General features: G+C 67.7%; 20 protein-coding genes. 4 read left to right on the top strand and 16 right to left on the bottom strand.

The window, feature by feature from the left end; genetic code table 11:
* Nucleotides 1-7: 7 nt before the first annotated feature.
* Nucleotides 8-418, bottom strand: coding sequence for a DoxX family protein (locus tag ACZK29_RS02395; protein ID WP_478446616.1), 411 nt, complete (start codon nt 416-418; stop codon nt 8-10).
* A 95-nt stretch (nt 419-513) separates the two neighbouring features.
* Here ACZK29_RS02395 and ACZK29_RS02390 point away from each other — a divergent pair, with 95 nt between their 5' ends.
* Entirely contained in the window at nt 514-1,395 is an 882-nt protein-coding gene (locus tag ACZK29_RS02390; RefSeq protein WP_111202433.1) for a LysR family transcriptional regulator, read from the top strand.
* A gap of 81 nt (nt 1,396-1,476) precedes the next feature.
* Here ACZK29_RS02390 and ACZK29_RS02385 read toward each other — a convergent pair whose 3' ends face one another.
* Nucleotides 1,477-4,539 (bottom strand): bifunctional diguanylate cyclase/phosphodiesterase, encoded by a 3,063-nt coding sequence (locus ACZK29_RS02385; protein WP_478446615.1) that lies wholly within the window; start codon nt 4,537-4,539, stop codon nt 1,477-1,479.
* A gap of 176 nt (nt 4,540-4,715) precedes the next feature.
* On the opposite strand from ACZK29_RS02385, the gene ACZK29_RS02380 reads away from it, so the two are divergent.
* Nucleotides 4,716-6,827, top strand: a complete 2,112-nt coding sequence (locus tag ACZK29_RS02380; protein WP_111204344.1) for a M13 family metallopeptidase — start codon at nt 4,716-4,718, stop codon at nt 6,825-6,827.
* A 66-nt stretch (nt 6,828-6,893) separates the two neighbouring features.
* Here ACZK29_RS02380 and ACZK29_RS02375 read toward each other — a convergent pair whose 3' ends face one another.
* Nucleotides 6,894-7,823: an oxygenase MpaB family protein gene (locus tag ACZK29_RS02375; RefSeq protein WP_111204343.1), complete on the bottom strand. Its 930-nt coding sequence runs from the start codon at nt 7,821-7,823 to the stop codon at nt 6,894-6,896.
* 309 nt (nt 7,824-8,132) lie between these two features.
* On the opposite strand from ACZK29_RS02375, the gene ACZK29_RS02370 reads away from it, so the two are divergent.
* Nucleotides 8,133-8,747 carry a hypothetical protein gene (locus ACZK29_RS02370; protein WP_049432369.1) on the top strand — a complete coding sequence of 205 codons (615 nt, stop codon included), beginning with the start codon at nt 8,133-8,135 and terminating at the stop codon, nt 8,745-8,747.
* Nucleotides 8,748-8,826: 79 nt separating this feature from the next.
* Here the strand turns inward: ACZK29_RS02370 and ACZK29_RS02365 are convergent, their stop codons facing one another.
* The 12 genes from ACZK29_RS02365 to ACZK29_RS02310 all read right to left on the bottom strand — a co-directional run bounded on the left by ACZK29_RS02365 (nt 8,827) and on the right by ACZK29_RS02310 (nt 20,930).
* Nucleotides 8,827-9,597: a LytR/AlgR family response regulator transcription factor gene (locus tag ACZK29_RS02365; RefSeq protein WP_005407897.1), complete on the bottom strand. Its 771-nt coding sequence runs from the start codon at nt 9,595-9,597 to the stop codon at nt 8,827-8,829.
* Entirely contained in the window at nt 9,587-10,846 is a 1,260-nt protein-coding gene (locus ACZK29_RS02360) for a sensor histidine kinase (protein WP_005407896.1), read from the bottom strand. Before ACZK29_RS02360 ends, ACZK29_RS02365 begins: the two co-directional genes overlap by 11 nt.
* 212 nt (nt 10,847-11,058) lie before the next feature.
* Nucleotides 11,059-12,708, bottom strand: coding sequence for a M28 family metallopeptidase (locus tag ACZK29_RS02355; RefSeq protein ID WP_164146897.1), 1,650 nt, complete (start codon nt 12,706-12,708; stop codon nt 11,059-11,061).
* A gap of 347 nt (nt 12,709-13,055) precedes the next feature.
* Complete coding sequence (locus tag ACZK29_RS02350) at nt 13,056-14,705, bottom strand: CsgG/HfaB family protein (RefSeq protein ID WP_459047924.1); 1,650 nt, start codon at nt 14,703-14,705, stop codon at nt 13,056-13,058.
* A gap of 16 nt (nt 14,706-14,721) precedes the next feature.
* Nucleotides 14,722-15,399: a hypothetical protein gene (locus ACZK29_RS02345; RefSeq protein WP_111204928.1), complete on the bottom strand. Its 678-nt coding sequence runs from the start codon at nt 15,397-15,399 to the stop codon at nt 14,722-14,724.
* A gap of 99 nt (nt 15,400-15,498) precedes the next feature.
* Entirely contained in the window at nt 15,499-16,599 is a 1,101-nt protein-coding gene (locus tag ACZK29_RS02340; protein WP_005407892.1) for a hypothetical protein, read from the bottom strand.
* Nucleotides 16,590-17,786 (bottom strand): hypothetical protein, encoded by a 1,197-nt coding sequence (locus ACZK29_RS02335; protein ID WP_478446614.1) that lies wholly within the window; start codon nt 17,784-17,786, stop codon nt 16,590-16,592. The genes ACZK29_RS02340 and ACZK29_RS02335 overlap by 10 nt, the downstream gene beginning before the upstream one ends.
* Before the next feature lie 107 nt (nt 17,787-17,893).
* Nucleotides 17,894-19,156, bottom strand: coding sequence for an RNA polymerase sigma factor (locus tag ACZK29_RS02330; RefSeq protein ID WP_111204924.1), 1,263 nt, complete (start codon nt 19,154-19,156; stop codon nt 17,894-17,896).
* A gap of 45 nt (nt 19,157-19,201) precedes the next feature.
* Complete coding sequence (locus tag ACZK29_RS02325) at nt 19,202-19,558, bottom strand: DUF1428 domain-containing protein (RefSeq protein WP_111118363.1); 357 nt, start codon at nt 19,556-19,558, stop codon at nt 19,202-19,204.
* Nucleotides 19,559-19,581: 23 nt separating this feature from the next.
* Nucleotides 19,582-19,992 (bottom strand): VOC family protein, encoded by a 411-nt coding sequence (locus ACZK29_RS02320; protein ID WP_111204922.1) that lies wholly within the window; start codon nt 19,990-19,992, stop codon nt 19,582-19,584.
* A gap of 34 nt (nt 19,993-20,026) precedes the next feature.
* Entirely contained in the window at nt 20,027-20,449 is a 423-nt protein-coding gene (locus ACZK29_RS02315; RefSeq protein ID WP_111204920.1) for a VOC family protein, read from the bottom strand.
* Between the two features lie 67 nt (nt 20,450-20,516).
* Nucleotides 20,517-20,930, bottom strand: coding sequence for a YciI family protein (locus tag ACZK29_RS02310; RefSeq protein ID WP_111204919.1), 414 nt, complete (start codon nt 20,928-20,930; stop codon nt 20,517-20,519).
* 732 nt (nt 20,931-21,662) lie between these two features.
* Here ACZK29_RS02310 and ACZK29_RS02305 point away from each other — a divergent pair.
* Nucleotides 21,663-22,070, top strand: coding sequence for a YciI family protein (locus tag ACZK29_RS02305; RefSeq protein WP_111205277.1), 408 nt, complete (start codon nt 21,663-21,665; stop codon nt 22,068-22,070).
* On the opposite strand, the gene ACZK29_RS02300 is transcribed toward ACZK29_RS02305, so the two are convergent.
* Nucleotides 22,048-24,129 carry an NHL repeat-containing protein gene (locus ACZK29_RS02300; protein WP_478446613.1) on the bottom strand — a complete coding sequence of 694 codons (2,082 nt, stop codon included), beginning with the start codon at nt 24,127-24,129 and terminating at the stop codon, nt 22,048-22,050. The genes ACZK29_RS02305 and ACZK29_RS02300 overlap by 23 nt on opposite strands.
* Nucleotides 24,130-24,136 lie beyond the last annotated feature (7 nt).

The following is a 24,136-nucleotide window of genomic DNA, read 5'->3' as shown; positions in this document are numbered from 1 at the left end:
GCGGCGATCAGCGCGAACGCAGGGTCCACTTGCCGTCGCCGACCAGGAACAGCACCACCAGTGCCAACGCCCAGAACGCCGGATATTCCCAGCCGCCGCCCGCGTTGGCGAAGCTGAAGCCGTTGGCGCCGTGCACGGTGACGATGGTGCCCAGCAGCAGCGGCACGCCGACCAGGCCGACCCAACGCGCGTAGATGCCCAGCAGCAGCGCAGCGGTGATCGCCAGCTCGACGGCGATGGTGAGGTAGCCCAACACGCCGGGCAGGCCCAGCGATTCGAAGAAGGCGGCGGTACCGGCAGGGGTGAAGACCAGCAGCTTGGTCAGCGCGTGGACCAGGAACAGCACGCCCAGGGCCAGGCGCAGCAGGGTGGCACCATATGGGGCCAGCGGAGAAACAGGAGCGGAGGGGGTGTGCATGGGAGACACCTCGAAGGGAGTAGGCACAGGTTATTGCGCCTTCACGGACCGATAAATACGATCGTTTGACCGTATTTATTTCAAAAGGCGCAACAATGGACACCCTCGAGGCGATGCGCGTGTTCGTGGCGGTGGTCGAACGCAACGGCTTCAGTGCCGCCGCCCAGGCCTTGGACATGTCCACTGCCGGGGTGACCCGCCAGGTCGCCGCGCTGGAAAAGCGCCTGTCCACCCGCCTGCTTCACCGCACCACGCGCCGGGTGAGCCCCACCAGCGCCGGTGCTGCCTATTACGCCCAGTGCGTGCGCCTGCTGGCCGAGTTCGACGCGCTGGAAGCCAGCATCGGCGCGCAGGCGCTGGAGCCTTCGGGCACGCTGCGCATCAACGCACCGGTCAGCTGGGGCATCGCCCGCCTCGGCCCGTTGCTGGCCAGCTACCGCCAGCGCTTCCCGCAGGTGGAGCTCGACCTGGCCCTGTCCGACCGACTGGTGGACATGGTCGAGGAAGGCTACGACGTGGCCATCCGCATCACCCGCGAACCCAGCCCGACGCTGATCGCGCGCCGCCTGGGCGAATCGCGGGTGAGCCTGTGCGCCGCACCGTCCTACCTGGCCGCGCGTGGCACGCCACAGACCCCGCAGGAACTGCAGGCGCACGCCTGCCTGAGCTACAGCTATTGGGCCGCAGGCAACAACTGGCCACTGCAGGGGCCCGGCGGTGAAGTGAAGGTGGCGGTGAGCAGCCTGCTGCACGCCAACAACGGCGACGTGCTGCGCGAAGCGGCGATTGCAGGCATGGGCGTGATCCTGCAGCCGGACTTCCTGCTGCAGGACGCATTGGCCGATGGCCGGCTGGTGCGCATCCTGCCGGACTGGGAGGCCGCGCCGATCGGCATCTTCGCGGTCTACACCAGCCGCAGCCACCTGGCACCGAAGGTGCGCAGTTTCATCGATCACCTGGTGGAAACCGGGGTGTAGCCGAGTCTGGCGTTTGCCGGCCAGCGGCCGGCACTACCAGACCGGTAGTGCCGGCCGCTGGCCGGCAAATACGAAACCCGATCAGGCGGGGACTTCATCCAGCGCATCGATGATCCGCTCCAGCGGTGCCGGCCGCCCCAGCAGGTAGCCCTGCACCTGGTCGCAGCCGTGCGCTGCCAGCCAGTCCAGCTGCCCCGGCGTCTCCACGCCCTCGGCGATGATGGTCAGCCCCATGCTGTGGCCCAGCGACAGCAGCGCGCGGCAGATCGAGGCATTGCGCGGATTGGTTTCCACGTCCGCCACGAAGCTCCGATCAATCTTCAGGATGTCCAGCGGCAGGTGCTGCAGGTAGGACATGCTGGAATAGCCGGTGCCGAAGTCATCCAGCGACACGCTGATGCCCTGCTCGTGCAGGCGCTGCATGGTCTGCATCGCCTGCGCCGGCTTGCGCATCAGGCTGCTCTCGGTCAGCTCCACATGCAGCGCACCCCGCGCCAACCCGAACTCCTGCTGGGCGCGGGTGAACTCGGTCACCAGGTCGCTGTTGAAGAACTGCACGGCCGAGACGTTGACGGCAATCGGCAGCTCGCCCCAGCCGGCCTCGACCAACCGCCGCTGCGCCTTCGCTGCCGCGCGGATCACCCAGCGGCCCAGTGCCAGGATCAACCCGGTCTCCTCGCACAGCTGGATGAACTCATTGGGCGGGATGAAGCTGCCATCAGCCTGCGGCCAGCGCAGCAGCGCCTCCAACGCCGCAGGGCTGCCATCGCTGGCATGCCGGATCGGCTGGAAATACAGCTGGAATTCGTTGTCGATGGCCGCATGGATGCGCCCAGCCAGGCGCAGCCGGTCGGCCAGCCGCGTGGTCACCGCTGCGTCGAACCAGACCACCACGTTGCCCTCGGCACGCGCCGCATGCGCGGCCTGCGCGGCCATGCCGATCACCTGCTCGGCGCTGTGGCCGTCACCGGCGACGTGCACTGCCACGCCGATGCGCGGCTCGAACTGGTGCAGTGAATCCTTGCCGCGCATCGGCGCCGACACGATCTGCAGCAGGTCGTCCAGCACGCGCTGGGTATCGTGTTCGGCACCGATGGCGAACACGAAGTCCTCGGCCGGCTGGAAGGCCAGCGTGCCGCAGCGTGCGCCCAACCCGCCCAAGCGGGTCGCCATTGATTGCAGCACGGCATCGCCGATCTCGCGGCCCAGCGTATCGGCCACCAGCTGCAGGCCCCGCAGCTGCACGAAGGCGATGGTGTAACCCTCGTCCTGCTCGTCCAGCTGTTCGGTCAATGCACGCACGTTGAGCAGGCCGGTGGCCGGGTTGTGCCGCGCCTGGTAGGCCAGGTCACGCTCGTAGGCCAGCCGTTCGCTGACATCCTCGGCCAGCACCAGGCACGCCGGCTGGCCATCGAAATCGAGCTTGGACAGGTGCGCGCGCACTTCGAACACGCTGCCGTCCTTGCGCCGATGCAGCCGCACGGCCGCATCCTGCAGCTCGCCAACGCGGGCCTTGGCGATCGCCCCCTTCACCTCGTCCCAGCCCTCGCGCGGGCGGATGTCGAGGATGCTCATCGCCAGGAATTCCTCGCGGCTGTAGCCGTACTGGCGCACCGCGGCGTCGTTGACCTCGATGAAGCGCAGCGTATCCGGGTCGAACACCCAGAATGGCGCCGGGTTGCGATCAAACAGCAGGCGGAAGCGGCGTTCCACTTCGCTCATCTGCTCGCGCGCCTGGTAGCGCTCGCTCAGGTCGGTCAGCGCGCCGATCATGCGGCGCTCGCTGTCGGCCACCTCCACCCGTTGCCCGCGCGCACCCACCCAGCGCACTTCACCACCGGGCAGCACCAGGCGGAACACCTGGTCGAGCACTGCACCACCGGCGAAGGCCTGGTCAAAGGCCTGCTGCAGGCGCGCGGCATCATCGCGATGCACGCGTGCGAAGAAATCGGCTACCGGCAGCGCATCGGTCTGCACACCGAAGATCTCGCGTGCCAGCGGTGACCAGCGCAGCAGCGCGGCATCCTCGTCCACGTACCAAGTACAGACACGCCCGACCTGATGGGCCAGGCGCAGCTCGGCATGGCCCGCCTTCAGTTCCTCGGCCATCGATTGCTGGCGCCGGGTCGTACGGCGCACCGCGTACAGCAGCACCAGCAGCACCGCGATGTAGGCCAGCACAATCACCACCGACGCCTGCAGGTAGGGCCACCATGGCGCCAGCACGTCTTCATCGGCCAGGCCGATCTGCACCGCCAGCGGACTGCGGTCGAGCGTGCTGATGGTGGTGATGCGCGGCACACCATCGACCACGCCGGGCAGGCTGCCGAGCTCGACCACCGCCTGCTTGCCGAGCAGGTCACGCCGCGGCAGGTCGTAGCGGCGACCGACGGTGCCATGCGGATCGGGCACGCGCGCCAGCATGTAACCCTCGGCATCGGTGATCGAGACCAGCCCGTTGGGCCCCACATCCAGGCCACCGGCGATGCGCTGCAGTTCACCACAGCGCAGCCGCGCCAACAGCCAGCGTTCACCGGCCATCGGCAGTGCCAGCGGCACCACCCAGCCACCATCGTTGGCCCGCTGCGGCGGCCCGATGTACATCGCGCTGCCCTGCCCGCGGCGCAGCGGGTCGGTCCACAGCGGCAGCTGCAGGTCGCCGCGGCCGGCGGTCAGCGCGCGCCCGTGGCTGTCCAGCACCACGATGCTGTGCAGTTCAGCGTGGCGGCGCAGCACGCCACCGATGGCGGCATCCAGCAGTGCCGGCGCCTGTGACGGCACGGTGCGGAACAGTTCAGCGGCATCGGCGGCGATGCCGGACATCGCCCGCTCCAGGTTGCGCAGCTCCAGCGCCAGCAGGCGCTCGCTGCCCACCGCCAGCGCCCGGCTCTGCCGCTGCGCGGCCTCCAGGCGACGGTGATGGTCGTTGGCCAGCATGGTGGCCAATCCGGCCACCAGCAACAGGCCAAGCAGCACGCCGCCCCAGGTGATGGCGCGCAACGGACGGGCCAACGCCCGCTTCAACGCGGGCATCGGTCGATCTTCCTTGTGCAGTCGGCTGGCTTCATGCGCGAACGAATCCTCCACATCCCCGACCTCAACGGCCGGCGAACGCCATTCTTGACGCCTGACCCCGTCCTGCATGGCCACCTCCCCGTGTCCGCGCAGGGCTCCAGGGCCCAGCATGCACCACCCCGGTGACGGCGTGAAGATCGCTTGGGCGCGTTCAGCCAGATCCTGCACAGGACCGGCCAGCCACAGGGACGGCCAGCCGGGCCGCGGCGGATTAGACTTGGGGTTTTCCGCTGCAAGAGAAGTCCATGTCCAAGCTGCGCCGTCCCACCCTGGCACTGGCCATCGTTGCCAGCCTGTCCCTGGCTGCCTGCGACCGTCCGGCCGATCCGGCCGCTGGCACCGCCAAGCCCGCCGAGGCCGCCCCCGCTGCGGCCAAGCCGATGCTGGGCAGCTTCGGCTTCGATGCCAGCGGCATGGACCGCAGCATCGCCGCCGGCGATGACTTCTTCGGCTTCGCCAACGGCGCCTGGGTGAAGAACACCGAGATCCCGGCCGACCGTTCGCGCTTCGGCAGCTTCAACGTCATCGCCGAAAAGACCCTGGCCGACACCCGCGCCATCCTCGAAGGCGCGGCCGGCAATGCGCAGGCCAGCGGTGACGACAAGCTGATTGGCGACTACTACGCCGCCTACATGGATGAAGCCGGCATCGAGCAGCATGGCATCGCCCCGGTGCAGCCGCAGCTGAAGGCCATCGATGCGATCGCCGACAAGGCCGGCCTGGCCCGCACCCTCGGCGGCGACATGCGCGCCGACGTCGACCTGCTCAACGCCACCAACTTCTACACCGACCGCCTGTTCGGCCTGTGGGTGTCGGTGGACATGCTGCAGCCGGACCGCACCGCGCCGTACCTCGTGCAGGGTGGCCTGGGCATGCCCGACCGCGACTTCTACCTGGGCGGCGGCCGCATGGCCGAGCTGCGCAAGCAGTACCAGGCCTACATCGCACAGATGCTGCAACTGGCCGGCGTGGCCGACCCGGCCGGCAAGGCACAGCGCATCCTCGCGCTGGAAACGAAGATCGCGCAGGCGCATGCCACCCAGGAAGAAACCAACGACGTGACCAAGGGTGCCAACCCGTGGACCCAGGCCGACTTCAACGCCAAGGCACCGGGCATGGACTGGAACGCCTTCCTTGATGCCGCCGCGCTGGGCGACCAGCAGGACTTCATCGTGTGGCAGCCCAAGGCCGTGGCCGGCCTGTCCAAGCTGGTCGCCACCGAGCCGCTGGACGCCTGGAAGGACTACCTGGCCTTCCACGCACTGGACCGTGCCGCCGCCTACCTGCCGAAGAAGTTCGCCGATGCCCGCTTCGCCTTCCATGGCACCGCGCTGAGCGGCACACCGCAGCAGAGCGACCGCTGGAAGCGCGCCGTGGATGATGCCAACCATGCCGTCGGCGAAGCCATCGGCAAGCGCTACGTCGAGAAGCACTTCGACGCGAAGACCAAGGAGCGCGCAGACGAGATGGCGAAGAACATCATCGCCGCCTTCGCCAAGCGCATCGATGCACTGTCGTGGATGTCGCCGCAGACCAAGGCACATGCCAAGGCCAAGGTGGCCGGCCTGACCGTGGGCATGGGCTACCCGGAGAAGTGGCGCGACTACACCGGCCTGGAGATCCGCCGCGATGACGCGCTGGGCAATGCACAGCGCGCCGAGCTGTTCGAGTACCAGCGCAACATCGCCAAGCTGGGCAAGCCGGTCGACCACAGCGAGTGGGCGATGTTGCCGCAGACCATCAATGCGATGAACGTGCCGCTGGAGAACCGCCTGGTGTTCCCTGCGGCGATCCTGCAGCCGCCGTTCTTCGACGGCGCTGCCGACGACGCGGTGAACTACGGTGCGATCGGCGCGGTGATCGGCCATGAGATCAGCCACGGCTTCGACAACGCCGGTGCGCTGTTCGATGAAACCGGCAAACTGCACAACTGGTGGACCGCCGAGGACCTGAAGCAGTTCAACGCTGCTGGCGATGCGCTGGCCGCGCAGTTCAGCAGCTACGAGCCGTTCCCGGGCGTGCATGTGAACGGCAAGCTGACCCTGGGCGAGAACATCGCCGACGTGGCCGGCCTGGGCACCGCCTACGACGCCTACCAGCTGTCGCTGCAGGGCAAGCCGGGCCAGACCCTGGAAGGCTTCACCCCGGACCAGCGCTTCTTCCTCGGCTTCGCCCAGGCCTGGCGCAGCAAGAGCCGCGAGCAGGCGCTGCGCAATTCGCTGCTGACCGATGTGCATGCACCGGGCCAGTTCCGCGCACTGACCGTGCGCAACATCGACGCCTGGTACCCGGCGTTCGAAGTGAAGGAAGGCCAGAAGCTGTACCTGGCCCCGGACAAGCGGGTCAAGGTGTGGTGATGTAACGGAACGGGCGCCGCAAGGCGCCCGTTTCACGTTCCGGTAGCGGCCGACCTTGGTTGGCACCTACCGGAGCATTTCGGGCCACTCGCGCAGGACGTCCACCGGCACGCCCATGCGCGTGCAGGCGCGACTGGCCAGGCCATCGGGCAGCGCACGGCGGAACAACGGTGCCATGCCCTGCATCAGCTTCGCAGAGGCTGCGGCCTGCGCACGCTGGCGGCCAGTGCGTTCCAGCATGCCCTCGGCCCAGTCCGGCAGCAGTGCCGCACCCGCGCCAAGGAACACTTCGCGCGACAGCCCCGGCACCGGTACCGGCAGGCGCACGCTGGACAACACCTCCAGCACTTCGCGCGAGCGCTCGTCCACACGCAGCTCCGGTTGCCGTGCGCAGAAGTACGCCGCCACCTCGGCTTCACTGCGCGGCACATCCACCGCGCCCAGCGCCTCGGCCACGCAGCGGTACTCGTCGTAGTAGCGATCGGCGATGTGCTCCGGCACCCCGCGCCCGTAGCGGCGGAAGCCCTGCAGGAAACCGAAGGCCTCGGTCACGTGCACCCAGGTCAGCAGTTGCGGATCATCGGCGGCGTACGGCTCGCCCTGCGCGGTCTGGCCACGGATCTGCGCGTGGATGCGGCGCACCTTGGCCACCAGCGCTTCCACCTCGCCGCTGGGCGCATAGCTGGTGCCGGCAACGAAGGCGGTGGTGCGGCGCAGGCGCCCCACCAGGTCCTGGCGGAAATTGGAGTGGTCGTAGACCCCGGCCAGCGCGCGCGGGTGCAGGGTCTGCAGCATCAGCGCGCACAACCCGCCGGCCAGCATCGACGGAAATTCCGCATGCAGCCGCCAGGTGACGCTGTCGGGGCCGAACCAGCCCGGGTCACCCAGGGGGTGGTCGTAATCAATGCCGCTCTGGCCACGGGGGAAGGCCTCCAGCACCCAGCGCCGGATCGGCGCGGTGACGGGGCGGGAAAGTCGCTGCAGCAGAGCCGGCATCACAGGTCCAGGAACGGCGGAAGTACGGCCGCGCGTTGCGCGGTCGGCCCCGATTCTGGGCGATCACGACGCCGGCGGCGAGTCTCCGCGCTCAGCCACGGTTTCATGTGCGGCCGCAGCACATTTCACCCTGCGACATCCTGTCGCAGGCTGCGGCCGCGATGCTGCAGCGCACCAACATTCACCCATTCAGACAAAACCCTTACGCCGCTAGGCATTGCGCCCATTGCACGGCTCGCTGGAAGTGCTAGAACTGAACCCGCCACACCGTCCAATGCTGATCGACGCACGTTCCACAAGGAGCCAGCCATGATTGCTTTGTTCAAGGGTTTGGGACTACTGCTTCGCGACAACGAGCTCTACAGCAGCCCGTTCGAAAAACAGGTCGCGCACTGGCGCAGCCTCAGCGAGCAGCAGATCCGCGATGAAGTGGCTGTGCTGGCCCAGGCCAAGTGCCAGTGGCTGATCGCCTCGATCGTCGGCTGGCAGGCGGCCTCGCTGCTGATCCTCGGCCTGATCACCAACTACCTGTGGCGCGACGACTACCACATCACCTTCACCCGCGTGGTCGTCGTGTTCGGTTCATGGATCTCGATCCTGTTCGTGATCTGGTTCATGGCCAACATGTTCGACCGCACCGCCGGTTTCGAACGCTGGATGAAGGCGTTCAACAGCCGCGCCCGCATCAGCTCCAAGGCCGACAGTGTCGAGCACGTGGCCGAAGCACTGGACCTGGCCGAGCATTACCCGGAAGTACTCGATTACAAGCAGGCGGTCACCGCCAAGCGCGAACTGCGCCACGAGGACATCCGCATCATGACCGAGATCGGTCGCATGAAGCAGCACTCCGAACTGGTCGGCCGCCTCAACCACGTGGGCGAGAACGAGCACCACCACGACCTGACACTGCAGCCTGCCTACTGACCCTTGAGGAAAGCGGGGGGACCCACAATGCCACCCTGCGCGATCACGGTGGCATTGTTCTTTCAGCGGCCTGGGTGGATCACATGCCGCGGAACAGGCTCATGAACGGTTGGCTGACCACCAGCGTTTCCGTGCGACCTCGCAGCCGCAGCACACCGCGTCCGGTATCGTCGCGACTGACCGCCGCCACCGCCTTCATGTTGACGATGGTCGACCGGTGGATCTGGCGGAAGTGCTGCGGGTCGAGCACTTCCAGCAGCTCGCGCAACGGCGTGCGCAGCAGGCTCTCACCGGCCGCGGTCACCACGGTGGTGTACTTGTTGTCGGCACGAAAATAAGCAACGTCCTCCAGCATGATCAGCTGCGTCTCGCGGCCGTTGCTGGCTGTGATCCAGGCCAGCGGGGGGCGTTCGGCAGCACCCTGCGATGGACCCAGCCGCTGCAGCAGGCGTTCAAGCACGGCGTCATCCTGACGCGTCGATGGCAGCCGCGACAGGATGCGCTCACGCGTCGCCAGCAGGCGTTCGTCACTGACCGGCTTCAGCAGGTAATCCATCGCGCCCTGCTCGAACGCGTCGATGGCGTACTGGTCGTAGGCGGTGACGAACACCACCTGGGTGCGCGGGCTCAGCTCGGACAGCGAACGCGCGACTTCGATGCCACTGATGCCAGGCATGCGGATATCGAGGAAAGCGATGTCCGGCTGCGTCTCGGCCAGCTGCTCCAGCGCACTGGCGCCGTCCTCGCACTCGGCCACCAGCTTCAGCTCCGGCCACAACCGGCGCAGCTGTTCCACCAGTGACTGCCGCAGCAGTTCCTCGTCTTCGGCAATGAGGGCTTCAAGCGGCATGGCTGCGCTCCTTGTGTGTCTGCGGCAGGGTCATGGTCGCGGCCACACCGCTGGGGAAGTTGGCAACGATCGCCACGCCGGCCTGCTCGCCACAGGTCAGGCGCAGGCGCTCGCGCAGGTTCTTCAGTCCGATGCCGGTGCCACTGGTGCCCTGGCCGAAGCCGAGGCCATCGTCAGCCACGGTCACCGTTACGTGGTCATCGAAGCCACGCGCCAGGATCCAGATCGTGCCACCGCCGGGCTTGGGTTCCAGGCCGTGCTTGATCGCGTTCTCCACCAGCGTCTGCAGTGCCATCGCCGGCAGGTGCACGCCGTGCAGCTCATTCGGCACCTGCACCTCCACCGCCAGCCGCGCGCCCATGCGGATGCGCAGGATCTCCAGGTAGGCGCGCGTACGCTCCAGCTCCACGCCCAGCGTCGACACCGATTCATCCACCTGTGGCAACGAGCTGCGCAGGTACTGGATCAGGTGGCCGAGCATCTGCTCCGCGCGCGCGGGGTCGGTACGGGTCAGTACCTGCGCGTTGGCCAGCGTGTTGTAGAGGAAGTGCGGTTCCACCTGCGCGTGCAGCAGGTTCAAGCGCGCCACCGACAGTTCTTTTTCCACCTGGGTCTGTTCGGCCGCCGCCTGCTCATCGCGGCGCTGGTCGGCCACGCGGCGGCTGATCGCGCGGGTGACCGCCTCGGCGTTCTCGAAGTTGCTGCCCTCATCCAGCGCGAGCAGATCGGCCCACCAGCCAGCGTCCGGTTCGAACAACAGAGTGACAGTGCTGGTGCCCTGCCCCGGCGTGACCGTGGCCAGCACGCTGTTGCGCTTGATCGCCAGCCGCGCCGGCAGGTTCCAGCGCGAGGGCTGGCGGCCATTCCAGAGATCGACCCGGCGCACGTAGGCGCGTACCTGCAGGCTGCCGGCCGAGCTTTCCACATCCTCCACGCGCGGAAGCTCGGCAATCGCCGCTTCCACCACGGCGTAGGCCTGGCCGGCATCCATCGGCAGTTCCACCTGGCGGCGCTGGCGGCCCGAGAGCGTGGTCGAATCCAGCCGGCCGGCCACCAGCCAGACACGCCGCACGTGGGTGATCGCGCTGCCCAGCGCAGAAATCATCAGGAACATCGCCAGCAGGCCGAACACCCAGCCGGGGCCATCGTTCATGCCGCTGAAGATGCCGCTCCAGACCATGCCGGCGACAACCAGCGCGGCGGCCCAGGCCAGCAGGTGGCGGATCAGGAGAGAGAGGCTGGCGAACACGGCGGCGCCTTGGAGGAAGGGGGTGAGGCGAGCATAGGGCGGCCCGCCGGGCAAACAAGCGGGCTGCGACGAAGGCGGGAAAAGCGGGGATGGAAGGCCATCTGGTAGTGCCGGCCGCTGGCCGGCTCCCCACTTTCTCCGCATGCATCACAGGGATGCCGGCCAGCGGCCGGCACTACCCGGGAGGCGCCGGGCGAACCCGGCGCATGCCCTTACTTGCGCTGGTCGGCGCTGGCGTCACGCACGGCGCGGAACGATTCGTCCTTGCTCCAGTTCGGCCAGCTGCGCGTGTTGGCCAGCTGGTTGCCCAGCGTGTACAGCACTTCCAGGTCGCGGGCGGCACCGGCGAACACCCAGTCCGGCTGCCATTCGTCGCCCTGCTGGTGGTAACGCTTGGCGGTGTAGTCCTCGGAGGCCTTCTTGCCTGCGGCCACGCCACCGTCCACCCAGTCCTGGCCGGCCGACCACGACAGTGCCGGCACGCCACGCTTGGCGAACGGGAAGTGGTCGGAGCGGAAGAACAGGCCCGCTTCCGGCTTCGGGTCCGGGGTGTAGCGGATGTCCCAGCCCTTGGCCACGTCCTTCAGCTGGTCCAGCAGCTCGAAGCGCGCGGCACCGTAGATGCCGAAGTCACGCGACGGGCCGAACGGCGCCATGCCGTCCATGTTGATCACCGCCACGGTCTTTTCCAGCGGATACAGCGGGTGCGTGGCGTAATACTCCGAACCCAGCAGGCCCTTCTCCTCGGCGGTCACCGCCAGGAACAGGACCGAACGCTCGGGGCGCTTGGCCTTGGCGAAACCACGGGCCAGTTCGATCAGCGAGGCGGTACCACTGGCATTGTCCAGTGCGCCGTTGAAGATGCGGTCGCCGCGTGCGTCCGGCTCGCCCACGCCGATGTGGTCCCAGTGCGCGCTGTAGATGATGGTCTCGTCCGGATGGCGGGTGCCTTCCAGGCGCGCGGCCACGTTGTGCGAGGTGATCACTTCGGTCTTCACCGCATACTTCGCGTCCAGGCTGGCGCCGGTCAGCGGAACCGGGGTGAAGTCGCGCTGCTGCGCCTTCTTCTTCAGCGCCTCGAAATCCTGGCCGGCCGAGCGGAACAGCTCCGCCGCCAGGTCGCGCTGGATCCAGCCTTCCAGCAGCGGGTGGCTTTCCGCCGGGTTGTCGCGCACCACATCGAACATGGTGTTGGTGTTGGAGCCGGCCACGGTGGCCCAGCCATACGACGCAGGTGCGGTCTCGTGCACGATCAGCACGCCCAGCGCGCCCTGGCGTGCGCCTTCCTCGTACTTGTAGGTCCAACGGCCGTAGTAGGTCATGCCCTTGCCGTCGAAATCGCCCTGGCCGGTTTCGAAGTCCGGGTCGTTGATCAGCACCACGGCGATCTTGCCCTTCAGATCCACGCCCTTGAAGTCGTCCCAGTTGCGCTCCGGCGCCTTCACGCCGTAGCCGAGGAACACCAGTGGCGCCTTGCTGATGTCGACGTTGCTGGCGCCGTTCATGGCGGCGCGCACGGCGATCTGCTTGCCCTGCTCCAGCGGCAGGGTCTTGCCGCCCTGGTGCAGCGCCAGCTGCGGTGCGCCGACGATGTCGCCCTTGCGCAGCGGCACAGCCTGGGTCCACAGGCGCTGGCCGTCCTTGAGATCCCCGCCGGGCTGCAGGCCGGCATCGGCGAACTGCTTGCTGAGGTACGCGATGGTCTTCTCTTCGCCCGCGGTGGCCGGGGAGCGGCCTTCGTAGGCGTCGGAGGCCAGTTCCTTGACGTCGGCGGAGATCCGCGCGCCGTCGAATTTCGGGGTGGCCGCCATCAGTGCGCTCGACACTGACAGGGCCAGCAGGCCCAGTGCTACTCGTTTCATTGCTCTCTCCAGCAGGGAAATCTCTCTGGAGTGTAATGGGATTCGGCGGGGCTGCGCCCTGCACCTGCAGAGGCCAGGGCAGCAGCCAAAGCCAAAGCAACAGCGGCATCCCGTGGGATGGCGGGGTGGGTCCGATTGCGGGGGACGCCGTAAACCCATCCATGGGGGCTTGGCCGCGGCATCCATGCCGCGGACACCCCCGCAACCGGACCCACCCCGCCTTCGACAGATTTCTGCTGCTGTTGGTGGGTGTCGACCTTGGTCGACACGGACGGAAACACGAAGGGGTCAGATCCCTTTCCCGCCGGGAAAGGGCTCTGACCCCATCTGTATGTTGCTTGAGTCTGTTACCAGTTCGGGTCTTCGGCCGGGGCGGCGGCCGCCTTGGGCTTCGGCTTGGCGGCCGGGCGTGCGGCGGCGGGAGCGGCCGAGGCGGTCGCGCCTGCGGCGGCCGTTGCCGGCTTGCTGCCCAGCTTCTGGCGCAGTTCGATCTGGCCCGGGCGGAAGCCGCCGCGCATCGCGTCGACGCCGTCTTCGATGGTGCCGTAGGACGTCTGTGCGGCCACGCGGTCGATGCGGATGGTGCAGCACGGGTGTTCGCTGCGGCCCAGCGAGCGGCCGGTCTGCGGGTCCTTCAGTTCTTCGCCCAGGCGCACGGCCTGCCAGCGTTGGCCCGCCTGCAGCGTTTCGCCGCCCTGGCTCAGCACCACCTGGTCGCCGTCCACCGAGACCACCGACACCGGGAACAGCGTGGTGACGATGGTGGTGCCGATCTGGCCGGACAGCGACTCCATCATCGCCGCCGCCATGTTGCGACCGTTGACCACACGCGGCAGGGTGCTCGGACCGGTCGAGGCCAGCTGGTGGTCGAAGCTGTCGGACATCACCACCTGGCCGGTGGTGGCGTTGATCAGGCGCAGGGTGATGCGGCCGCCACCGGAATACGAGGTCACCTGGCGGTCGGACATGCGCAGGTTGCGCACGCTGCGCGGGTACTCGAAGCGTTCGATGGTCGGGATCAGGATCAGGTCGGTCGCCAGCTGCTGGCCCACGCGTGCGGTGTCCTGCAGGCGCACGTTGCCGCTGTTGATGTGGTCGATCTCGGCCTGCAGTTCGTCGCCGAACTCGCGGTCCAGCACGATGAAGCGCTGGGTCTGGGTCAGCGTGTCGGACAGGCGCGCACGGATCGCGTCGGCCACTTCATCGGCATCCACGCGGCCATCGCCCACGGCGTAGCTACCGGCCTTGGTACGCGGCAGGGCGACCACGATCTTCGGCTTGCCCTGCTCGTCCGGCGCACGGTACTGGGCGATCTGCGCGCGCACGCGCACCTTCCAGTAGCTGCGCATGCTGCGATGGGTCACGTCGGAATCGAACGAACTGGCGCCACGCTTGGCATCGACGTTGACCTTCTCGTCGTAGCTTTCCCTGACGCTGGCCGAGGCCGAACCGCTCTTGGCCGAGGCTTCACCGGACGCATTGGCCGACGCCGAGCCCTTGAAGCTCCAGCCTTCATCGCTGGCGCGCACGCGGGCGATGGTTTCCTCATCCAGCTGCCGCACTTCATCCTGCGACAGGATTTCATAACCCAGCACCGCGCCCTGCGAGCCGGCGATCATCTGCTGGGTGAACGCGTCGGCGCGGATATCGCCGACGTGTTCGCCATCCACATCCACATGCAGGCCTGCACGCAGGCTCTGCATCTGGCTGGCCACGCGTACGCCGTTGACCTGCGCCACCGCCGACTGCAGCGCTGCCAGCACCGCCAGTTCCGGGGTGCTGCCGATGCCGTCGGCTTCACGCGCAACCTGGGTGGTGCCGCCGAAATCCGGCGTGCCACGCAGGGGCGCTGCTTCCACTGGCGCATTGCTGGCCAGCGCACTGGTTGCCTTGTCCTTGGCGGGTGCAGGCGCGGTGGCCGGGGTGTCCTGCTTGCCGCAGGCTGCAAGCAGCGCGGCGACCAGGCCCAGGCCGATCAAACGGGTTGTCGTACGCATGGAGATTCGCCTCGGATCAGATCGAGTCGAGCATCGAATCGGCGTTGGACGGCACCTTCACCTTGCTCTTCTTTGCAAAGGTCACGGCCGACTTGGTCGAACCGTACAGGCCCTGGATGAAGCCCGGCGATTCCTTGGCCACCCATGCACCGGCGGCCAGCTTGCGGCCGACGGTGGCCATCTGGGTCGCGCCCAGGTTCTTCATGCCGGCGGTGAAGTTGCTGGCTTCGCCACCCAGCTTCTGCGCTTCGGCAGCCGAAGACAGCAGCGAGACCAGGCCTTCGGCGTAGTGCTGCTTGGATTCAGCATTCAGTTCCGGCTGTGCGGCCTGGCGCTCGTTGATCGCGGCCTGCGCAGCTTCGCTGACCGACACCGACTTCTTCATCGCATCGACGCTGACCGAACCCGACGACAGCGCCTGGCGCTCGGCTTCCAGCAGCTGCACCTGTTCGGCCAGGCCGAAGGCGCGGGCGAACGAGGTCTGGGCCTGCAGCGAGTGCGACTGCGAGCTGACGAAACGGCGCACCAGCGCTTCCTGCGCGGCTTCGTCCGGAGCGGCGGCGCTGGAGGCGCTGCTGCTGGAGGTACCGGTGGCGGCACCAGCCAGGTCCTTCAGCTTGCCCAGGCCAGCGTGGGCCGGCATCGACAGGGTGGCGGCAGCGATGGCCACGACAAGAGCGGTATTGCGGATCATGGAAGAGTCCTTTGGGAGAGACGACCGCGAAGCGGCACGTGGGAAATCGGTAACCCCAGGGCGATGCCGAGCGAGCTCGGCACCCACCGGGGTGGCGGATCAGCGGACTGCCTTGACGTTCAGTTCGTTGATCATCTGCTGGGCGGCCTTCTCGGCGGCCAGCTGCAGGGCGTTGGTGCGGGCGACGGTTTCATTCGGGCCGGTGCCGGAGAACTGCACCGGGCCCACCGACGACACGGTGCGCGGGAAGCGACCGGTCACGTCCAGCACCTTGCCGGTGACGGTGACGAACACGCGGGTATTGCCGCTGGCCGGATCGCGGTCGCGCATGCCGACGTCGAGGGTACCGACGGCGATGTACGGGATGTTGGCCGCACGGATGCCGTTGGCGGTGTCACGCAGGGTGGCGGCAGACAGGTCGTTGCCGGTGCTGAAATCCTTGCGGATGCGCTCGATGCTCAGCAGGCCGCGCGATTCGCCTTCCACGTACTCGGCTTCAACCACTTCGTAGCCGGCAGCGCTGAAGGCACCGGTCATCGCAGTGTTGACCTCGGCCGCGTTGGCCACCTTCCAGCTGATGTTGTCGCTGCGCTGGGTGGTGCTGCCGCCGCTGGTGACCGACACCGAACCGTTCTGGTTGATGCTGCCGTTGGTGCTGACCGAGTTGCCGCGGAAGCTGTCGCCTTCACGGGTGTTCTCGCTGTAGCTGCTGCTGGCGTCGACGCGGCGGTATTCCTTGTCCTGGAACGACTGCACGGTGTCCTGCGAGCGTGCCATGAACAGGAAGGTCAGCAGCGAGCGCTGCGCGGCGGTGGCACCGGCCACGGCCGAACCCGCGTCCAGCTTGGTCTGCAGCAACGTGGTGTTGATCTCGGCGCGGACGGTGACGGTGTAGGTCTTGGCCTTCTTGTCTTCGGTGTCCGACAGCGGCACGGCGCTGAGCACATAGCGGTCGATCTCGCCGATGAACTCGGCGCGGCGGGCTTCGAACAGGCGCAGCTTGGCCGCACCGGTTTCAGCGATGTACGCCTCCAGTGCATTGACCTTGGCCTTGTTCAGGGCCTGGGCGCGGGTATCGGCGCTCAGGCGCAGGCCATAGCTGGCCGAACCGGTACCACGCGAGCTGGCGGTCTGTGCGGCGACCGGCGAGGCCACCACCAGGGCGATGAGGATGAGCAGGATGGTACGCATCAACGACATGACTTGATCAACTCCTGGAGGGCTTGGGTCTGCTGCTGCAACGGGCGGCCGCCCGGCTTCTGTTCGTCCAGCCAAGCACGCGAATCGGCGCGCTTGGCGGCGGCGCCGGCGAAGGCGTCGAAGCCGGCCAGCAGGGTTTCGTAGCTGGCCGACCACTGGTCGACCTGCCACTGCGTGACCGGTACCACCTTGGTGGCCCCCTTGCGCAGCGGCTGTTCGAAATAGACCTTGCCGGAGAACGGCTCGGTCACCTTCGCGGTGAAGAAGGCGCCGAACAGCATCGTCTTCATCGCCGGGGTTTCTTCAATCACGCCGTTCTTCAGCGCATCGACCTGCACGCTGATGACGTAGTCGGGCTCGGGAATCTTCAGCTGGTAGACCTTGCCGTCGGCAAAGCGCGCGGCCATCGCACCGCCGATCGCCTGGCCCGAGGCCGGCGGCAGCAGGCCGACGCCGGTATTGGACGACAGCGTCTTGGACAGCTCATGGGCCAGCGTTGCACGCAGCGGGCCTTCCCACTTCGGGTCCGGCAGCTTGCCGCGTGCCGCATCGGACAGCGTCACGCCGCCTACCTGCAGGCGGCGCACCGCCGCGTCGGGCAGGCGGGCCTGGGTGAGGCTGGTGGCCAGGACCTGGGACAGGCTGGTGCCAGCATTGCCGTACAGCAGATCGGCGACGATCGCGTCGATATCGTCGTTGTCCGGACGGTAATCCTGCACGTCGATGCGCTGCAGGGTCAGCGGATAGGACGCGATCACCTGGCGCTCGCGGAAATCGAAGAACAGCGCCTGCAGGGCCACTTCCACCAGGACCTTGTACTGGTTGCCGATCGGCTCGACCGAAACCAGCTCGCGGTCCAGCGCGGCGGCCAGCACAGTCGCGCTGGTGGTGCCGTCGAGCATCGCCACCGGCTGGTCGATCAGTTCCAGGTTCGCCGGCGGCCGGCGCTTGAGCGCCTGCGCCAGGGTCTGGTTCAGCGGAATCAGGCCGCGCTTTTCCAGCACAGCATGCGCATGCGGCGTGGTCGCCTGCACGGCAGCGGCATCAGCGGTATAGGCAAAACCGGCCCAGTAGGCCTGCTGCGATTTGTCTGCAGCCTGCGCGGCGATCGGCCATACGGCCAGGCACAGGGCACAGGCAAGCAGGCGCGCAAAAGCGCGCGATGCGCTCTTCGTCCTTGAATACATCCAACCGCTCCTCGGTCAATACGCACGGAACGTGGACGCTCATGCGCCCACTGGGCGCGAAACATAGCCGCTCACGCGCCTGCCGACAAGTGCTGCGTTCGTCGCAGTCACTCCTGGGGCGGCAGTCCGGCCCGTTGCCGCAGCAGGCCCCGCTCCGCCTGGTTCTGGCTGAGCCTGGCGGCCTCGGCAAAAGCGTGACGTGCGTCGAGGTCACGCCCCAGCGCCTGTAGTACCTCCCCGCGGACCACCTGCAAAGGGACATAGTCGCGCAGGCGTGCATCAACCAGCAGCGGCTGCAGTTGTACCCATGCAGCGAACGCGCCCTCGCTGCGCAGCACCGCCACGACCCGGTTCAATGCGACAACCGGCGAAGGCATCACCTGCAGCAACTGGGTATAGAGCGAAGCGATACGCGGCCAGTCGGTGGCTTCAGCCCGACGCGCAGCCGCATGGCAGGCGGCAATGCGCGCTTGCAGCACGTAGGGATCGTCGTCGCCACCGGCCGCCAGCGCGCGCGCCAGCACCTGCTGCCCGCGCTCGATCTGCAACCAGTCCCAACGGGCTCGGTTCTGCTGGTCCAGCAGCACCGGCGCGCCCTGCGCGTCGGTCCGTGCCGCAGCGCGCGACGCCTGTAGTTCCATCAGCGCCAGCAGGCCCAGAACCGGCGGTACCGGCAGCCGATGTGCCAGGATGCGCGCCAGCCGCAGCGCTTCCTCGCACAACGCCGGTCGCATCCAGTCATCGCCGGCGCTGGCCGCATAGCCTTCATTGAAGACCAGGTAGATCGCCTCCAGCACTGAAGCCAGCCGCTCGGGCATCGCTTCCGCGCGCGGCACTTCATAGGGCACCTGCTTCTGCGCCAGGGTGCGCTTGGCACGCACGATGCGCTGGGCGATGGTCGGTTCGGGCTGCAGGAAGCCGCGCGCGATCTCGGTGGTGGTCAGGCCACCGAGCAGGCGCAGGGTCAGTGCCACGCGCGCATCGGCCGGCAGCACCGGGTGGCAGGCCACGAACATCAGGCGCAGCAGGTCGTCACCCAGGTCATCTTCCAGCGCCTGGCTGTCATCCGGCGCTGGCAGGGGTGCCGGATGCAGTTCCTCGCCCCATTGCGCATGCTGCTGCGCCACGCGCTGGTGCTGGCGCAGCACATCGATGGCACGGTTGCGCGCAGTGGTCATCAGCCAGGCTCCGGGATTGTCCGGGATGCCCTGCTCCGGCCAGCGCTCCAGCGCGGCCAGCCAGGTGTCCTGGGCAAGCTCCTCGGCACGGCCGACATCACCCCCGAGCAGCCGCGCCAGGCGCGCGATCAACACCGGCGACTCCATCCGCCAGAGGGTTTCCAGACGCTGTGTCAGTGCGGGATCGAGCATGCGCCGATCACAGCACGCACGCCCGGCCCGCACAAGCGCCGCAACTCACGCTTCCACAATCGGCTTGAAGCCACCCCAGAACATGCGCCTGGTATCGAACGGCATGTCCTTCGGGCCCAGCGACGCCAACCGTGGGTCGGCCATCACCTTCGCGTTGATGCGGTCGCGTGCCGCACGCGAGCGGAACACCACGAAGGCGACGATCACCGTTTCACCGGGCCTGGCCTTCACCGCGCGCGGGAACGACGTGCTCTTGCCTGGTTCCACGTCGTCGGCCACGCACTCCATGTACTGCAGCGCGCCATGGTCCTTCCACACCGCGCCGGCCTTGCGGGCAAGGCGGCGGTAAGCCGCCACCTTGTCCTGCGCGCACGGCAGAACGTAAGCATCCACGTAAGCCATGAGGGTTCTCCCTGCGGCGACCGTCAGCCCGGCTCGCCGTCCATGTGTGCGATTTCCCAGAGATGGCCGTCCAGATCCTGGAAGCCGCGCTGGTACATGAAGCCCAGGTCGCGCGCCGGCTGCGGTTCGCTGGCGCCGGCGGCCAGTGCTTTGTCCACCAACTCGTCAACGGCCTTGCGACTGGGTGCCGAGAGCGCATTGATCACTTCCGTGTGGGTGTGCGCATCGGCAATCGGCTTGTTGGTGAACTGCTGGAAAAAAGGTTGGGTCAGCAGCATCACGTAGATGCTCTCGCTGATGACCATGCCGGCCGCATCGTCATTGGTGTAGGTTGGATTGAAGCTGTATCCCAACGCGGTGAAGAACGCCTTCGACTTCTCCAGGTCCTGCACTGGCAGGTTGACGAAGATCATCTGCGGTTGCGGTGTACTCATCGGTGAAGCTCCTTGTGGATGAAGAAAAGAGGGATCAGGGCTGTTTCATGCAGTTGACCATCCACGGCTTGCCGTAGCGATCGATCAACATGCCCCAGCGGTGCGCCCAGAACGTTTCGGCGATCGGCATCTGCACCTGGCCGCCTTCGGCCAGCGCGGCGAACACGCGCTCGGCTTCTTCGACGCTGTCGACATCGACATTGATGGTGGTCGAGCCCCCCTCGCCACCGCCGGGGCCATCGGCGGCCATCAGGATGGCGTTGCCGATCTCCAGCTGGCTGTGCGCGACGTGGTCGAGGGTTTCCGGCGGCATCTCGTTGCAGCCCGGCGAGCCATCGGAGGGCGGCATGTCGCGGTACTTCATTTCCGACGTGACCTGGCCACCGAGTGCCTTGGCGTAGAACGCCATCGCATCGTGGGCCTGGCCGCTGAAGCCGAGGAAGGGAATCAGTTTCATGGCACTACTCCGTTGAGGGTTTCAGGGCGGCATCGCCGGGCCATGCCCGGCGGGGAAATGGATCGGATCAACCTTCCAGCTGTGCACGCAGACGCTGTTCCTGCTGCTGTAAGTCGGGGGTGAAGGCTTCACCGAAGTCTTCGGCGGTGATCAGGGGGCGCAGTTCCAGCGTGCCGCCACTGCCGAACGGCGCGCGGCTGGCCCACTCGACGGCCTCGTCCAGCGAGCGCACCTCCCACAGCCAGAAGCCGGCGATCTGGTCGCCGGCGGGGCCGAACGGACCGGCCTCGACCTTGGGCGCGCCGCTGCCGAAGTGAATGCGGCGACCGCGCTGGGTGGCGTGCAGGCCTTCACCGGCCAGCATGATGCCGGCGGCCACGAGCTGTTCGTTGAAGGCGCCCATTTCGGACAGTTCCTGTTCGCTGGGCATGCGGCCGGCTTCGGAGTCGGCGTTGGCCTTCACGATCACCATTACTTTCATTGCAGTCTCCCGTGGGGACGCGTGATGCGTGCCCTTCACTGGGTACAACGAACCAGGGGGCTGGGAATCGACAGGTCTGTTGGAATTTTTTTCTTCCGCGGAAAGCGTGCCTTCGGCGGGGGTCGGCGAACGGCGGAGCCCCTCCGTGGTGGGGTTGGGTTGGTCGCTGAACGCTGGGTTCATGGGTTTGGCCGGGTGGGTAGACGGGTCGGGGGACGCCGTAAACCCATCCCTGGGGGCTTGACCGCGGCATGCATGCCGCGGACACCCCCGCCCCGCCTACCCACCCGGCCCTGGACAGTTTCCTGCCTGCGGTACCCACCACGGGAAGATCAAGGAAAAAAGGCAAAAGCAAAAGCAACGTCAGCAGCAACGGCGGATGGCTGGCGGCCTCGGCTTTGTGAGCGAAGCGACCCGCTTTTGCTCTTGCTTGTGATTTCCCGTGGTGGGTCAGCCGCAGAGATCTGTCCAAGGCCGGGTGGGGAGGCAGGGCAGGGGCGTGAGCCGCATGGATGCGGCGACCGAGCTTACATGGACGTACTTGCAGCGCCCCCTGCCCTGCCTCCCCACCCGGCCAATCGCCAGAAACCCAGCGTTCAGCGACCAACCCAACCCCACCACGGAGGGGCTTCGCCGTTCGCCGATCCGCCGAAGGCGCGCCTCCCGCGCTGCAGCATGCCCACGCGCAATCCTGCGCCATCATGGGCACCCCGCCCCCGCCAGGACCGTGCCATGCAGCAGTACCTGCTTCTGATCTACATCGAGCCTGCCCTGCTGCAGGCGCTGCCCCTCGAGGAATTCAATGCGCTGATGCGCGACTGCCTCGCGCACGCCGACAAGCTGCAGGCCGAGGGCACGCTGCTGGTAGCGCAGAAACTGCAGCCGGTCGATACCGCACAGACCCTGCGCGTGCGCGATGGCCACAGCCGCGTACTGGATGGCCCGTTCGCCGAAACCCGCGAACTGCTGGCCGGCTTCAACCTGATCGTCGCCCGCGACCGCGACGAAGCCATGCGCATCGCCCGCGACTTCCCGTGGGCACGCTTCGGCAGCATCGAAGTGCGGCCGCTGGAAGACATGGACGCCGAGCGCGAACGCTGCGGTGCCCCGGCTGCGGCTATGGCAGCAGCCGCACCCTGATCTCGCGCGGGCCGATGCCTTCGTTGCCGCTGTAATCGCGCACGCTGGCACGCACGACGTACTCGCCCGGCGGCAGCGCTGCCGGCTGCCAGCGGCCGGTTTCCATCAGGCCATCGCGCACGGTGTTGGTCGCCAGATAGCGGAAACGGGTCACCGCGCTGCCATGCACGGTGATGCCGCTGTCCGGCGCGTAGGCCACGCGCACGGCCTCCCGCTGCGGCGGCATGCGGTTGAACACGATGTTCCAGCGTGGCTGCTCGTAGCCCTGCAGCGGTTGGCCGCCCGCATCGAGAATCTGGTAACCCACCTGGTACATGCCCAGGCGGCGTCGTGGCAGATTGTTGTCGACCTGGTCCCAGGCCTCCACCACGATCTGCACACCGCGTCCCTGGCGCGCCACCATCACCACGCCATCGCTGCCTGCGGCCATTGGCTGGTCGTTGTCGTCCAGCAGCGCCACATCGGTGATGCGCGGTGCGAAGTGGTCGGCGTAGTTGTGGAAGCCCAGTGCCACGGCATTGGTCTCGAAACCTCCGGTGCCGACGGCCAGGTGCACGTGCGCCTGGTTGTTGATGCTGCCCAGGCGGTCACCGACGCGGATGCGCATGCCACGCCGCACGCGCATCCGCTCCAGCCTGCCCTGTTCGTCGTACAGCGCCTGCCAGCGCGCATCGAACGGTTCATTGCGTGGGGTGCGGCCCACCCGCATGTGGATGTACTTGAGGCGGTCCACCGCCAGGCCCTCGGCCTGTTCACCCAGACTCCAGGCCGCCATCGGGCTGCTGATCTTGCCATCGGCGATCGCCAGCACGGTCTGGCCCACATCACCGCGCACGTCGAAGCCCCCGTGCAGGTGATGGCGACTCTCGCCCTTGAAGTTTCCACGCACTTCGCCGAGCGTGCCGACCACTTCGTGCCAGCCCTGCTGCGGCGCCAGCGGCCAGCGTCCGCCGGTATCGGGCAGCGCGGCATCGGCGGCCGGGCCGACCAGCGCCGGCGCCGGCAGTTCCCCCACCGGTAGCGGGCGCAGGCGGTGCAGGCGATAGGCCGTCGCGTCGGCCACCAGCACGCTGCCGTCGGCGTCCATCGCCAGCCCACTGGGGCGGGCCAGGCGTGGCAGTCGACCGTTGCCGACCAGCGCGATCTGATGGCCCTGCGGCGTCACCTGCACGATGCGGCCATCCATGTCGCCCACGTACAGCACGCCATCGTGGGTGGTGGCCAACGACAGCGGCCCGTTGATCACGCCACCACCACCCACCACGGTGCTGACCGTGCCATCGGCACCGACGCGGCGCACCGCATTGTTGAACAGGTCGGCCACCAGCAACGCCCCCTGCGCGTCCAGGGCCACTGCCACCGGCGTATCGAAGCGCGCCGCGGCGCCCACGCCATCGGCCATTCCCGGGCGCTCACCACCGGCCAGGGTGCGCACCGTGCCGTCGGTACCGATCACCCGGATACGGTCGTTGTAGGTATCGGCCACGTAGACCTGACCCTGCGCGTCCACCGCGATGCCCATCGGTGCATCGAAGCGTGCCTGCGCGGCCACTCCATCGGCATGGCCCTGTTCGCCACCGGCCAGCGTGCTGACCTGGCCATCGGTGCCGATGCGGCGGATCGCATGGTTGCCGGTGTCGGCCACGTACAGGTTGCCCTGCGCATCGGCCGCGATGCCCGAAGGCGTATTGAAGCTGGCCTGCAACGCCGGGCCATCAACGCGTCCCTCGCCCTGCCCCGCTACGGTTTCGACGCGGCCATCGGGCAGGCGGCGGCGGATCCGGTTGTTGTCGCCGGCATCGGTGAAGTAGATGCTGCCATCGGCACCGCGCAGCAGTGAATACGGGTCGGCGAAGCGGGCCTGCGCGGCGGCACCGTCGCGGTCACCCGGATGACCATCGCCGGCAAGCGGCTCGATCTGCGCAGTCCAGGCCAGCGGCGTGGGCGCGGGGCCTGCGGGTTCAGCCAGCGTGTGCAGCGGTGCCTCCCACCAGGTCGCCGCCAGTGCCACTGCCGTTGCCAACGCCACGCCTGCCGCCATCCATTGCCACCGTGCCATCGCGCTG

The sequence above is a fragment of the Stenotrophomonas sp. 89682_Sma genome, from assembly GCF_056481405.1.
This window is presented reverse-complemented; position numbering and strand designations above follow the sequence as displayed.